Annotated in this window: 11 protein-coding genes; 6 read left to right on the forward strand and 5 right to left on the reverse strand. The window is 56.4% G+C overall.

Features of this window, described 5'->3' with window-relative positions:
- Positions 1-6 precede the first annotated feature (6 nt).
- The 4 genes from fghA to ACRZ96_RS09045 all read left to right on the forward strand — a co-directional run bounded on the left by fghA (position 7) and on the right by ACRZ96_RS09045 (position 3,518).
- Entirely contained in the window at positions 7-840 is an 834-nt protein-coding gene (fghA, locus tag ACRZ96_RS09030; protein ID WP_480814409.1) for an S-formylglutathione hydrolase, read from the forward strand.
- A 3-nt stretch (positions 841-843) separates the two neighbouring features.
- A complete protein-coding gene (gene sthA / locus ACRZ96_RS09035; protein ID WP_170586838.1) occupies positions 844-2,304 on the forward strand; it encodes a Si-specific NAD(P)(+) transhydrogenase in 1,461 nt (486 codons plus the stop codon).
- The gene (locus tag ACRZ96_RS09040) at positions 2,301-2,756 is read left to right on the forward strand and encodes a YaiI/YqxD family protein (RefSeq protein ID WP_170393941.1); all 456 of its coding nucleotides are present in this window, start codon (positions 2,301-2,303) and stop codon (positions 2,754-2,756) included. Before sthA ends, ACRZ96_RS09040 begins: the two co-directional genes overlap by 4 nt.
- Before the next feature lie 141 nt (positions 2,757-2,897).
- Entirely contained in the window at positions 2,898-3,518 is a 621-nt protein-coding gene (locus tag ACRZ96_RS09045) for an HAD family hydrolase (RefSeq protein WP_170625675.1), read from the forward strand.
- Position 3,519: 1 nt separating this feature from the next.
- Here the strand turns inward: ACRZ96_RS09045 and ACRZ96_RS09050 are convergent, their stop codons facing one another.
- Entirely contained in the window at positions 3,520-4,761 is a 1,242-nt protein-coding gene (locus ACRZ96_RS09050) for an MFS transporter (protein ID WP_480771775.1), read from the reverse strand.
- A gap of 148 nt (positions 4,762-4,909) precedes the next feature.
- On the opposite strand from ACRZ96_RS09050, the gene zapE reads away from it, so the two are divergent.
- Positions 4,910-5,968 carry a cell division protein ZapE gene (zapE, locus tag ACRZ96_RS09055; protein WP_170407266.1) on the forward strand — a complete coding sequence of 353 codons (1,059 nt, stop codon included), beginning with the start codon at positions 4,910-4,912 and terminating at the stop codon, positions 5,966-5,968.
- A 42-nt stretch (positions 5,969-6,010) separates the two neighbouring features.
- Here the strand turns inward: zapE and ACRZ96_RS09060 are convergent, their stop codons facing one another.
- The 4 genes from ACRZ96_RS09060 to ACRZ96_RS09075 are packed head-to-tail and all read right to left on the reverse strand — an operon-like array spanning position 6,011 to position 12,258.
- Positions 6,011-7,285: a bifunctional folylpolyglutamate synthase/dihydrofolate synthase gene (locus ACRZ96_RS09060; RefSeq protein ID WP_480771774.1), complete on the reverse strand. Its 1,275-nt coding sequence runs from the start codon at positions 7,283-7,285 to the stop codon at positions 6,011-6,013.
- The gene (gene accD, locus ACRZ96_RS09065) at positions 7,282-8,214 is read right to left on the reverse strand and encodes an acetyl-CoA carboxylase, carboxyltransferase subunit beta (RefSeq protein ID WP_170393952.1); all 933 of its coding nucleotides are present in this window, start codon (positions 8,212-8,214) and stop codon (positions 7,282-7,284) included. The genes ACRZ96_RS09060 and accD overlap by 4 nt, the downstream gene beginning before the upstream one ends.
- A 59-nt stretch (positions 8,215-8,273) precedes the next feature.
- Complete coding sequence (locus ACRZ96_RS09070) at positions 8,274-9,173, reverse strand: CPBP family intramembrane glutamic endopeptidase (RefSeq protein ID WP_480771773.1); 900 nt, start codon at positions 9,171-9,173, stop codon at positions 8,274-8,276.
- The gene (locus ACRZ96_RS09075; RefSeq protein ID WP_170407253.1) at positions 9,163-12,258 is read right to left on the reverse strand and encodes an ABC transporter transmembrane domain-containing protein; all 3,096 of its coding nucleotides are present in this window, start codon (positions 12,256-12,258) and stop codon (positions 9,163-9,165) included. Before ACRZ96_RS09075 ends, ACRZ96_RS09070 begins: the two co-directional genes overlap by 11 nt.
- 233 nt (positions 12,259-12,491) lie before the next feature.
- On the opposite strand from ACRZ96_RS09075, the gene ACRZ96_RS09080 reads away from it, so the two are divergent.
- Positions 12,492-13,253 carry a DUF6478 family protein gene (locus ACRZ96_RS09080; RefSeq protein WP_480814410.1) on the forward strand — a complete coding sequence of 254 codons (762 nt, stop codon included), beginning with the start codon at positions 12,492-12,494 and terminating at the stop codon, positions 13,251-13,253.
- Positions 13,254-13,255: the final 2 nt, after the last annotated feature.

Consider the following 13,255-nt stretch of genomic DNA (forward strand, 5'->3'; position numbering starts at 1 on the left):
AGCTTGATGGAAACCCTTTCGGAAAATGCCTGTTTTGGTGGTGTGCAGGGCGTTTATCGCCATGCTTCCTCGGCCTGCAAATGTGATATGACATTTGGCCTTTTTCTTCCAGCCGAAGCCAAGGACGGCCCCGTTCCTGTTCTGTGGTATCTGTCGGGCCTGACCTGCACCCATGAAAATGCCATGACGAAGGCGGGTGCCCAGGGTTGGGCGGCCGAACAGGGCATTGCGCTGGTGTTCCCCGACACTTCACCACGCGGCGAAGGCGTGGCAGATCACGAAGACTATGACCTTGGCCAAGGCGCAGGGTTCTATGTCAATGCCACGCAAGGCCCTTGGACGCCTCACTTCAACATGTGGGATTATGTTGCCGAAGAGTTGCCGGCCCTTCTGGCCGAGAAATTTGCGATTGATCCTGATCGTCAGGCCATCACAGGACATTCGATGGGTGGGCATGGCGCATTGACGCTGGCGATGAACCTGCCCGGGCGTTACCGGTCTGTTTCGGCCTTCTCGCCGATCTCGAACCCAATGGGGGCGGATTGGGGCCGCAAGCAACTCAGCGCGTATCTGGGCGATGATGAGACCGCATGGGCCAAGCATGACGCGTCGGCGATGATGAAAAGCACAGGCTTTGACGGACCGGTCCTGATCGACACCGGTGCAAACGATCAGTTTATGGATCTGTTGCGCCCGGAGGCACTGGCGCAGGCAATTGCCGAGCGTCGCCAGCAGGCCACTTACCGACTGCAGCCCGGCTATGACCATTCCTACTATTTCGTGTCCACCTTTATGGAGGATCACATCACCTTCCACGCCGAAGCGCTGTATGGGGACTGAGGCATGAGCAAATATGACTATGACCTGATCATCATCGGCTCGGGCCCTTCAGGCCGGGCAGCGGCGATTCAGGCAGGCAAATTGCAGCGCCGGGTGCTGGTGATTGACCGCAAAGATCGTTTTGGTGGTGTCTCTGTTCATACCGGCACGATCCCATCGAAAACCTTGCGAGAAACGGTGCTGAACCTGTCAGGCTGGCGCGAGCGCAGTTTTTATGGGCGCTCCTACCGGGTCAAGGATCAGATCAGCGCAGAGGATCTGAAAGCACGGCTACACATGACACTCGATCATGAGGTCGATGTGCTGGAGCATCAGTTCAACCGCAACCATGTTGAAACGCTGAACGGGTTGGCGACGTTCACGGGGCCACACGAGATCGAGGTGGCTACGGATGCAGGCGAATCCACGCGTCTGACAGCAGCCAAATTCCTGATCGCCACCGGCACCAAGACCTACCGGCCAGATTACGTGCCTTTCAATGGCAAAACTGTCGTCGATGGGGATGATTTCCTTGAGATGGAGGAAATCCCGCGTTCGCTCTGCGTGATCGGTGCGGGCGTGATCGGCGTTGAATATGCAACTATGTTCTCGGCGCTTGATGTCCGGGTGACGTTGATCGAACCGCGCGAGACGTTTCTGGATTTCATCGACAAGACACTTATCCACGATTTCACACATCAGATCCGTGAAAATGGCGTCGATCTGCGGTTGGGTGCAGCCGTCGAGAAAATAGAAGACGCCGGTAGCCATGTTGAGATCACGCTGGACAATGGGCGGCACGTCCGGGCCGAGATGCTGCTGTTTGCAGCCGGGCGGATGGGGGCAACCTCGGCGCTGAACCTGGATACGGTTGGCATTGAAACGGATCATCGCGATCGTATCAGTGTGGACCGCAAGACCTATCAGACCTCGGTGCCGCATATCTATGCCACCGGAGACGTCATCGGGCATCCGTCGTTGGCCTCAACTTCGTTGCAACAGGGACGGGTCGCGGCCTGTCATGCGCTGGAGACTCCAACCCTGCCGGAAAGCCCCTGGTATCCGTATGGGATCTACTCGGTCCCCGAAATCTCAACCTGCGGGATGTCCGAGGAAGAACTGCAGGAGCGTGGTATTCCCTACGAAGTGGGTGTGGCCCGGTTCCGCGAAACCTCGCGCGGGCACATCATGGGGTTGGAGCATGGCATGCTGAAGATGCTGTTCTCGCTCAAGACCCGCCGGGTCTTAGGGGTTCAGATTGTCGGCGAAGGCGCAACCGAGCTGATCCATATCGCGCAGGCGGTGCTGAACCTGAAAGGCACGGTGGACTACTTCGTGCAGAACACGTTCAACTATCCGACCCTTGCCGAAGCTTACAAAATCGCGGGGCTGGATGCCTTTAACCGGATGCCCATTCCGGACGAATTCAAGGTGCGCAAATCGACGCCAAAGGCAAAGTCAGCGCCAAAGGTCAAAGAGGCGTGACGACGCTATACATCGACGGGGATGCCTGCCCGGTCAAGGCCGAGGCTGAACGGGTGGCAACCCGACACAAGGTGCCGATGGTTCTGGTCTCAAACGGAGGCCTACGCCCCTCCGCCAACCCGTTGGTGCAGGTAGTGATCGTCGCCTCGGGAGCAGATGAGGCGGATAAGTGGATTGCCGAACGCTGCGGCACCGGCGATATTGTCGTTACCTCTGATATACCGCTGGCCGCCAAGTGTATTGAAGCCGAAGCACGCGTGCTTCGGCCCAGTGGTGAGGCTTTCACCGCGGCCAATATCGGTCAGCAATTGGCAATGCGCGATCTGATGGCGGACCTTCGCGCGGCAAACCCGCTGGGGACAGGTGGCGGAGGAAAACCATTTGGCAAAGCCGACCGTTCGCGTTTTCTGGATGCGCTTGAGCGCGAGATACGCGCTGCCCTTCGCAGGTAGTGCTCCCGCCGGTCAGAGACGCATCAAAGATGCATATCCTTCCGTTGGGCTGGGCAGCGCGTGCCGCGCTGCGGTTGGCGCTTGCATCTCTGACCTGCGATTGGTTCAGTCGTTGTGATTGAACTGGTATGGGATTAAGTCATGGCCATTGAAGCCGTCATCTTTGACATCGGAAATGTGCTGATCGAGTGGCAGCCCGAGCGCTATTATGATCGGGTAATCGGCGAGGATCGTCGTCGCGCCATGTTTGACGAGGTCGATCTGCATGGGATGAATGATCTGGTAGATCAGGGCCATCATTTCACGGATACGATTTACAATTGGGCGGACAAGTACCCGGAATGGCGCGATGAAATCCGAATGTGGCATGACAACTGGATCGAACTGGCCGCGCCCGAGATCCCACATTCAGCGCGACTTCTGCGCGCGTTGCGGACCAAGAAGATCCCGGTCTTTGCCCTGACGAATTTTGGGGTTCAGAATTTTGACTATGCCACTACCGTTTATCCGTTTCTGAATGAGTTTGATCGTCAATACGTCTCGGGTCGGATGAAGACGGTCAAACCTCATATGCCAATTTATGAAATGGTTGAGGCCGATTGCGGCATCCCTCCCTCGGCGCTTTTGTTTGCAGATGACAGGATCGAGAATATCGAAACAGCAAGGGCGCGCGGATGGCAAACGCATCACTTCATCGATCCGCAGGGTTGGGCGGATCGATTGGTTTCTGAGGGGCTGCTGACCGCTGAAGAGGCCGCATAGCTCAGGCTGTCACGCCGGTTGGTGAGCGATTTTCGCGGATGGGCAGGTGAATGATGGCGCTGAACGCTCCGATAGCGACGCCGATCCACCAAACCATGGTGTAATCACCGAATTGGTCGTACATGCGCCCGCCTAACCAGATGCCCAGAAAACTGCCGATCTGATGGCTCAGGAATACGATCCCGTAGAGCGTGCCCATGTACCGCAGGCCATAGAGATGTGCGACAAGGCCAGATGTTAGCGGTACGGTCGCCAACCAGAGCGATCCCATCACAAGCGAGAATGCGATCACGGACAAGGGCGTGATTGGGAACACGATGAAGGCACCTGCGGCAAGCGTTCGGCCGGTGTAAACCGCCGCGAGCAGGTACTTCTTCGGAAAGTGATTTCCAGCCCATCCGGCCAAAAGGGTTCCGCCGATATTCGCCAACCCAATCAACGAAATCGCAATCGCCCCCAAGGCTGAAGTTGTGGTGATCCCCATCGAATGTAAGAGGCCTCCGGGTTGGATCGGGCCGCACATCTCGGTGACGAAGGCGGGGAAATGGGCTGTGACAAAGCCCAGTTGATAGCCACAACTGAAAAAGCCGATCGCAATCAGCGAATAAGACGGGTCGCGGAATGCCTTGGACAGGATCTGCCCCATACTCTCTTCTAGCTCCGATCTGCTGACGGGCTGAGGCGCGCGCATGAATGGCAATGTCAGGATCAATGCAAGGATAGCCACCGCAAAGATCAGAAACACTTGCTGCCAGGGTAAGAAAGTCAGCAACCACTCTGCTGTGGGTGCGCCAATGACTTGCCCGAAACTGCCCGCTGCGGTGACAATCGCCAATGACATCGAGCGGTTCGCATCCGATGAGGCACGACCTACGACCGCAAGGACCACGCCAAACCCCGTCCCAGCGATCCCGAAACCCACGAGCCAGGCATACATCTGATGTTCAAACGGGGTAACGGACCATGCCGTCAGGACCATTCCCGCCGTATAGGTCAAAGCGCCCAGAACGATGGCGCGCCGATCCCCAATCTTTTCCGCAATGGCGCCAAAGATCGGCTGGCCGATCCCCCAAGCCAGGTTTTGTATGGCGATCGCCATCGAAAAATCGCTGCGTAGCCAGCCGAACTCATCCGCAATCGGTATCTGGAACACACCAAAAGAGGCGCGTACGGCAAAACTGACTGTAATTACGATGCAGCCGACGATCAGGATCGGGTTCAGCAAACGGCTGGATTGCGACATTAAGGCTCCGAAGATTGGTTCCAGCAGACGTTAGCGGTACAACTCGGCGCGTCAATTCAGGAGTTTTGTGACGCCAGTTCAGCAAAATTGATGTGTCTGGAAAAAAGGTTTCTTTTCAACACACGAAGCGATCGGTATGGCTCAACTCATGACGGATCTAATTTCACACTATGAAGATCTTATTGCTGATGGGACACTGACCCGGGACGACGCGCAAGAGGCTGTGCTGCCCCGGTTTGAGCGCATTCGAGCAGCCTTGGCCGAACCGGTTAAGCGTGGATTTTTCCGCAAAGCGCCGCCGCCACCTAAGGGTTTGTATCTTTGGGGAGGTGTTGGGCGCGGCAAGTCGATGTTGATGGACATGTTTGTCGAGACATTGGGTGAAATCCCAGTTCGACGGGTGCATTTTCATGCGTTCATGCAGGAAATCCATTCCGGTCTGCACAAGGCGCGTGAAGACGGCGTTGAGGACGCGCTGGTCCCTGTGGCCGATGCAGTCATCAAATCGGCGCGGGTGCTGGCCTTTGATGAGATGCAGATCATCGATATCACCGACGCGATGATCGTGGGGCGGTTGTTTGATCTGCTCTACAAGGGTGGTGTCGTTATCGTTACGACTTCGAACAGACATCCGGATGATCTATATAAGGATGGGTTGAACCGGCAGCTTTTTCTGCCTTTCATACAGCACATCAAAGAGCAACTGGAAGTGTGGGAGTTGGTTTCACCCACGGATTACCGGCAGAACCGACTTGAAGGCTCGCCGGTTTACTTCACCCCCATCGGGCCCGAAGCGCGGGAGAAGATTCGTGGGGTTTGGAATGATCTGTCGGGTGGACCGGCAGAAGAGCTGGCCCTTCAGGTGAAGGGTCGCGAAGTTGTCCTGCCCGCCTTTCGCAACGGCGTTGCACGGGCCTCGTTTTATGACCTCTGCGGACGAATGTTGGGTCCAGGAGATTACCTGGCTATCGCAGAAGCGCTGAAGGTACTGGTTCTTGAAGACATCCCGCGTTTGTCACGCAATAATTTCAATGAGGCCAAGCGCTTCGTCACCCTGATCGATGCGCTTTATGAGGCGAAAGTTCGGCTGATTTGTTCCGCCGCTGCCGAGCCCGAGATGCTCTATGTCGAAGGGGAAGGAACTTTTGAGTTTGAGCGTACGGCCTCGCGCCTGCGGGAGATGCAAGACAAGGATTGGGGCAGATAGGGGGCGCTGCCCTGGCGCAGGATCTTTTCATCTGGCGGAGGATCAGGCGTTTTCTCTAAGGATGTTTCCCGCAAGATAAAGCGACCCACAGATCAGAATGCGTGCATCAGGGGTTTGAGCGGTGATTGCGGCGAGCGCGTCTGTGACGCTGTCTGCTGTTGTGGCGGCCAGATTCACCTTAGCAGCAGCGGCGGCGGTTTCGTCCGCGCTCAGTGTATTCTGCTCACCCGGGATCGATACGGCCGTCAGGCTGTCTGCCCTTTGGGCCAATGGCGCGAGATAACCGGTGACATCTTTGGTATTCAGCATACCACAAATCAAATGCGTGGGACGTTCTGGTAGTGAGGCTAGAACCTCGGCCAAAGCAGTGCCTGCAGCCGCGTTGTGACCACCATCCAACCACAACTCAGCCTGAGGAGCCTGCTCGACCAGAGGACCGGTTTTTAGCCGCTGCATGCGCGCGGGCCATTCGGCCTTGGCCACAGCGGCCTCGTAGGCATCATCGCCCATTTGCAGGTGGCGCAACGCAGCCAGAGCCGCGCCTGCATTTTCGATCTGATGAGCACCCAGTAGGTTTGGCATAGGCAGATCGCGCAAACCGGTTTCGTCCTGATAAATAAGGCGACCGTTCTCAGTATGAACATGCCAGTGCTGCCCGTGGACCAATAGCGGAGCGCCCAGACGGGCTGCGGTATATTCGATGACTTCCAGCGCCTCATCCTGCTGCGGGCCGACGATGCAGGGAACGCCCGGCTTGATGATTCCGGCTTTTTCAGCGGCGATCTTGCCCAAAGTGTCGCCCAGGAACTGCTCATGGTCGATCGAGACGGGGGTGATGACCGTCAACTCGGGCCGTTCGATCACGTTGGTGGCGTCCAGCCGCCCGCCCAGCCCGACTTCGAGCAGCGTATAGTCAGCTTTGGTGCGGGAAAATGCCAGCAGCGCGGCGCAGGTGGTGATTTCAAAATAGGTGATGTTCTCACCGCCATTGGCGGCGTAACACTCATCCAGCACGGCGGTAAGGTCGGGTTCGGAAATCAGCTCACCTACCAGTCGGATTCGCTCGTGAAACCGGGCCAGATGAGGTGAGGTATAGGCATGGACCGCATGCCCTGCCCCTTCAAGCCCCGCCCGGATCATGGCCTGGGTCGAGCCCTTGCCATTGGTTCCAGCGATATGAATGACCGGAGGCAGCTTAACCTGAGGATTGTCTAGTGCCGCCAGCAAACGCCATACCCTATCCAAGGTCAGGTCGATGATCTTGGGGTGCAGCGCCATCATCCGGTCTAGGATGGCATCCGAAGATGGGGAGGTCATTTTTCGACCGCGTCCTCGGTGGGTGCCTCGGTTGGGGCTTCTTCCGGCTCGGGCGCAGGAAGGTCGCCTTTGACCGCAGGGGGCTGCTTCATCAGCATTCGGGTGATGGTGATCAGCTCATCCCGCATCTCGGTGCGTTTGGTCACTCGGTCGAGCATCCCGTGATCCAGCAGATATTCAGCGCGCTGGAATCCTTCGGGCAGTTTCTCACGAATGGTCTGTTCGATCACACGGGGTCCGGCAAAACAAATCAGGGCATTGGGTTCCGAAATATGAACGTCACCCAGCATCGCATATGAGGCTGTGACGCCGCCTGTAGTCGGGTGGGTCAGGACGACAATATAGGGCAGGTTTGCTTCTTTGAGCATCTCCACTGCGACCGTCGTACGCGGCATTTGCATCAGGCTCAGAATGCCTTCCTGCATCCGCGCGCCGCCGGCTGCCGAAAACAGGATCAGGGGCCGCTGTAGCCTAACAGCCTCCTGTGCTGCAGCAATGATGGCATTGCCTACATACATGCCCATCGATCCGCCCATGAACGAAAAATCCTGCGCGGCAGCCACGATCGGGGTACGGCCGATTTCGCCAACGGCGACCAGCATCGCTTCTTTCTCGCCGGTCTTTTTCTGGGCCGCCTTCATACGGTCAGGGTATTTTTTCTGATCCCGAAACTGCAGGGGATCGTCTTTCGGTGCCGGGACATCAACCTCGGAAAAAATACCGCCATCAAACAGATGTTGGAACCGATCGCGCGGCGTGATTGCCATGTGATGGTCGCACTGGGTGCAGACATTCTGGTTTTCCGCCAATTCGCGGTGGAACAGCATGGTTCCACACTCATCACACTTGTGCCAAAGGTTTTCGGGCACTTCGCGGCGCGAGAAGATCGAATTGATCCGGGGGCGGACGTAGTTTGTGATCCAGTTCATGTCGGAACCTTGATAATGCGGCGTTGACGTCAAATAAGACGCAATGCCGGGAAATGCAATCAGCGCCTGAGGACCAATCTTGCGGTGAGCCACCCCACGATCATCAGCGCAAAGTCGACTAGCAACCAAGGTTGCAACGCTTCGGCGTCCGATGCCTCATAAGGAAGATGGAACAAGGCCAGGCCACCAAGGTTGTCGGGAAGCGAAATGACAAGCAGAGCCGCGATGTTATTGAAAAAATGCAGCGCAATGGCGGGGCCCAGCGTACCCGCTCGCGCGGTCAGATCGGCGGTCAAAAGCCCAAATGTCAGCGCCCAGATGGCAATCAAGACCGCATTGTCTCCGACCGTCGCGGGGCTGTAGTGGCCAGCTGCGAACAAGATTGATGGCAGACCCATCCAGATCAGCGGAGACCGAAACCGCGCGGCGAGGCCCTGTTGCATATAGCCTCGGAACAGGATTTCCTCGGCGCTGGTCTGAATCAGCACCGCAACAGCGGATAAGGGAAGCAGCAAAAGCCATTTGGTTAACGCGAGATTCGCCACCAATGGTGCACCAAGGTCATAGGGGGGGAGTATGAATATGACTGCACCCAGCAGAAGCAATGCGCGAACAACGCGCCAAAACTGCCAGATTGCGATGGATTGTTCGCCCAGGACCGAGGCAAGTGACCGGTGCTGAAATAATCGTGCCCCCAACGCCACGCCAATAGTGACAAAAATAAAGCTGGAGAGCACAATAAGGAGCGCTGTTGGCGACGATCCATTCAAGAATGTGACCGCCGACCCTGATGAGCCAAGACTGGCAACGATTGCGAACAAGATTGCATTGAGCGTGACCACAACCACTGAGACCAGCGCAAGACCAGCCAACAAGCGCCATATCTCGGGATATCTGCGGGCGGCACCTAGTAATTGCTGATGACTTGAATAGGTACCCCGCCTTTCGTTAGTGCTCATCGGATTGCTCAGCACTTACAGAAGGCAGGTCATCCCCAATTGGAGTGTTGGGGTCACGCAACCGCTCGGACACCGTGGACAAATATCCGGCCACGGTTTCAAGCAACCTCATCGCAACGCCCGCGTCACTTTCAATCACAGCACGCAATTCCTCCGCGCCGATCCGCAGGAACGAGCAATCCGTGAGGGCTACCAAATCCAATTGTCGCGGCTCATTGGTGATAATCGCAAGATCGCCGATAAGGCGCCCGGGTTCTACTATCGAGAGCGAACGCATTTCACCGTGTTCATTCAGCCAATTCAGGCTCGCCGAACCCGAAATACACAAATACGCCGCATCGGGAGCCTGGCCACGTGCGAAAATGGTTTGACCTGCCGCGACCTCGTACCATTGGGCCGAAAACGCCAGAAGACGCTGGTTGCGCCCATCGACTCGTGAAAACAACTCGGTAGAAGAAATGATCTTGAGTTTCCGGCTCAGGTCGTCCGTCCCGGTATCTTCGGCATCGGTGGACACGCGCGAGACACCATCGATGCGACCGTCCTTTATTTCAACAAACAAATCATAGGCTTCCGGATGGGCAAAATGATCCTCCATAAAGATCATAATCGAGTCGGGTAATAACTCGCGCAGCTTCAGACGGGTCCGCAGGCGGCTTTCAGAGTCGTGGCTGGCCAGTGCCTTGTCGAGTATCAGGATATCGGGGCGTTTGATCCCGGCACGAGAAAAGGCAGCACGCTCCTGAAACACTGTCGGAAGGTTATTCCCACCTAACCCGGACGGCAGGTCGTAGATGATCGCGGCGGCCCTTCGGCGCAGCCCGGCCTCGTTCAGAACCTCCGCGACCAGATCTTCGATCTCTTCTGCATGAGCACCAGCCATGATGGATACCCGACCATACAGAGCGTTTTCCATTGCTGTCAGGCGGGGAACGTAGACGTCCGGTGACACCGGCACGAACATCGCACCCATAGCGCCCCGCAGCCGTTCGGCCTGACTGTGACGAATGGAAAGGATTTTGTCCTTGTACTCCTCAGGGAAACTCGGGCCGATTTGTTCAGCGGTCAGCATGAATGGGACGGTCAACAGCAGCGCACGTTCCTGATCGCCGATGGCTTCCTCGCCCTTGGTTTTGCGGCGCTCTTCGATATCGAGCAGACGGTGGTACATGTCTTTTGACATGCCAAGCCGCAAGAACAATGGGTGATCGGCCCCATCTCGCCCGAAAGTCTGGTTTAGGGTTTCCAGAACGGCCTGAGCGATGCTGAGCGCGTCATCATCAAGGCCATTGCCCGTAAGCAACGACAGAAACCGGTGGTCCCCCGCCAGAATGTCCGGTGCGATATCATGCGTCGGTGAAGCGAACAGCAGGTTCCCGCCCAAGGGCACGGCGGGATTGAACTGGTCAGGATCGAACCGATAGACATACTTGTCCAACCCGCGCTCTTGCAGGCGTGTCGCAACGGTATCTCGCAGATCGACTATTTCTTTCGCCAGTACCGGGTGTACTTCCGGGTCGAACTGAGAGCGCAAAGTGCGCCGGAACATAAATTCATCAATGCCCATCGCTTCGACAAGCTGGAACCACCAATCACGAATATCCTCGATGTCATCAAGACCCGCGAGGCTTGGATCGATCCATTCATCGGACAGTGAATCGGGTGGGTTCCCGGCGCGCACGGCTTCGATCTGGCGGCGTGAGGGGGCCTGCAATGCACCACTTTCGTGTTGAGGATGCGTGCGCAGCGGCATTAGCAGGTTATCACCCAATGTTCCGTCGAACAGGTAAGGGCGTGAATAGGCATAGCCGATCCGCGCCGCAATCACCGCCTGATGCAGGCTGTTGAGGTTGTGGCCAGCCATCAGAACCTCGCCTTGAACCGGCAGCACTTCGCGCGTCAGCAACTGCGCAAGCGCACTGCGTTCCGAAGCGTGTTTCGACTGAATCGCAACCCGAGCGCCTTGGGGAATGGTAAGATCAATATCCTCAAGGATGGTCTTGCCGTCATCATCACGAACGGTCACGTTGCGCAGTTCGATATCGCCGGTTAGGTGCGGGATTGCCTCGGGGACGCCCTCAAACAACTGTTCGGGTATCATATTCGATGGGGCAAACCGTTCGGTCACAATTTCCCAGCGCAGTGACATGTCCTGTACCTGGTTGTAGTAGGTCAGAAGATCCTTCCAAGGGCCGCTGAGGTCTTTATATGCACCCAACGCGGCGACCAATGCGCCCACCGTCACCTCGCCCGTGATCGCCAGATAGCCGCCTACTGAATAGAACAGGAAGGGTGTCATCTGAGTGATCAGATTGTTGAGGAACTTCATGAAGAACTTCTTGTTGTAGATCTTAAAGCGGATCTCGAACAAGGTTCCTAGCCGATGGCTGAATTGCGCCAGACGATAGCGCCAGCCGCCATTGGTGCGCAGATCGCTGATACCAGCAGCACTTTCGCCAATCTCAGAGCTCAGCCGCCGGACCTCCTGAATGCGATCCTTGTTCAGAAGGTTGATCTGACGCTGCAATTTGGGAATCAGCCAGGCCTGCAAAGGGATCAATGCAATACTGGCCAGACCAAACCACACGCTTTGCATGAAAAGAAACGTGACGATCGTCATCATCTGGCCGAACTGAAAAACGGGCTGCGCGATGGCATCTCCCATCAACCCGCCCATGGGTTCGGCCTCGGACGTGATCATCGATACCAGTTCACCTTGGCTGGTGGTGGCGAAATAGGATTTGGGAAAGCGCATCGAGCGGCTGATCAAGGTAAAGCGAAGGCGACGCAACATCCGCTCGGCGAGAATGCCTTTCATGGTATTGATGCGCATTTTCATCACGCCACTGGCGATGACAGTTGCCAAAAAGGCAAAGCACAGAATCAGCAGGTACTGCACCTGTGTCACGGTGATACCGAGTACTGTCACGGTGTCTGCGGGCGCACCAATCGCGTCGTTGATGATCTGCTTGGGAAGCTCCAACGAAGCGTAAAGGAACGGAAATGACAGAACGGTCAGCAATAGTAGGACCAATTGCTGTTTTTTCGAATGCTTCCATATGAATGAAAATAGGGTGGGTTCCATTCCCCTGCCTCATGATGAGCCTGCATGATCCGGGACAAATGCCGATTGCCCGAGCGCCGACGGTAAGCCTCGGCCCGAGCTATTGCAAGAATGGCGGCTCTTTGCGACGCAGAAACCAGCTGGATAGGAGATCACATTTAGGATTCGGGAAGATTTATCCGCTAATCAAGTAAGACTGGTTTGTCCCCTGCCCCGACTTTGACTAAAGAGAGGCTGTCTTGAAAGATGGGGCGATGGGCAGGTTACTGGATCGATATATTCAACTAAAGGCTCTGGGGCGCTGGCAGCGTGCCGCGCAGCAGTCTGACCACCTCGCACTGCCTGAGCTTCGCCGCCAACGTGATGACGCCCGGCGGTTGCGCGGCAAACTTGAACAAGCAATTCAAAAAGCTGATGCTCGCCTGATCCAACCCTTGATTGGGGCGACGCAGTTTCCAAAACCCCTGGGAACGGATTGGTCGTGGCGACCGGACCTGTGGCGGACGCCACTGATCCGCAAAGGTATAGCCTCGGCCCCGCGCAAGGCGCGGATGGATGGGCAGGTCATCCTGTTTCACGATTGCAGCCAGGTCGAGATCGGGCTGCAGCAAATCCGAAATCGGCGAGACAAGGATTTGGCGCCTTTCAGTCTGGCCGTTGAGGTATTTGATTTTCAGGGATCTTTCCTGTCGCTTTCCATTGATCTGCCCACGGATGCCGCCATAAATCTGTCCCGCCAGCATCTGATGCGGGTCGACACTCTGGTTGAGTGCGAGCGTTCTACTGTTGTCTTCGCCCGCCTGAACATTCAGCATGGCCCTAATACCGAGCAGGTTCTGCGCGAACTTGATCTTTCAATACCTGCGGCGACTGTAGATTTTGATCTGACCCATCTGAACGTGAATGAGCGTCGAATTGAAAAACTCTGGCTGGATCTGATCATTGATCAACCCGCGATGAACCGTGTGGTGTTTCGTGACCTGACATTCTGCCGTTACCACCGGGCCGATCTGTAAAG

The organism is Ruegeria sp. CF1, assembly GCF_056537445.1.

Bases quoted from the DNA above. Each gene is read 5' to 3' on its own strand.
- fghA (WP_480814409.1), top strand. From the start codon at position 7: ATGGAAACCCTTTCGGAAAATGCCTGTTTTGGTGGTGTGCAGGGCGTT.
- sthA (WP_170586838.1), top strand. From the start codon at position 844: ATGAGCAAATATGACTATGACCTGATCATCATCGGCTCGGGCCCTTCA.
- ACRZ96_RS09045 (WP_170625675.1), top strand. From the start codon at position 2,898: ATGGCCATTGAAGCCGTCATCTTTGACATCGGAAATGTGCTGATCGAG.
- ACRZ96_RS09050 (WP_480771775.1), bottom strand. From the start codon at position 4,761: ATGTCGCAATCCAGCCGTTTGCTGAACCCGATCCTGATCGTCGGCTGC.
- zapE (WP_170407266.1), top strand. From the start codon at position 4,910: ATGACGGATCTAATTTCACACTATGAAGATCTTATTGCTGATGGGACA.
- ACRZ96_RS09060 (WP_480771774.1), bottom strand. From the start codon at position 7,285: ATGACCTCCCCATCTTCGGATGCCATCCTAGACCGGATGATGGCGCTG.
- accD (WP_170393952.1), bottom strand. From the start codon at position 8,214: ATGAACTGGATCACAAACTACGTCCGCCCCCGGATCAATTCGATCTTC.
- ACRZ96_RS09070 (WP_480771773.1), bottom strand. From the start codon at position 9,173: ATGAGCACTAACGAAAGGCGGGGTACCTATTCAAGTCATCAGCAATTA.
- ACRZ96_RS09075 (WP_170407253.1), bottom strand. From the start codon at position 12,258: ATGGAACCCACCCTATTTTCATTCATATGGAAGCATTCGAAAAAACAG.
- ACRZ96_RS09080 (WP_480814410.1), top strand. From the start codon at position 12,492: ATGGGCAGGTTACTGGATCGATATATTCAACTAAAGGCTCTGGGGCGC.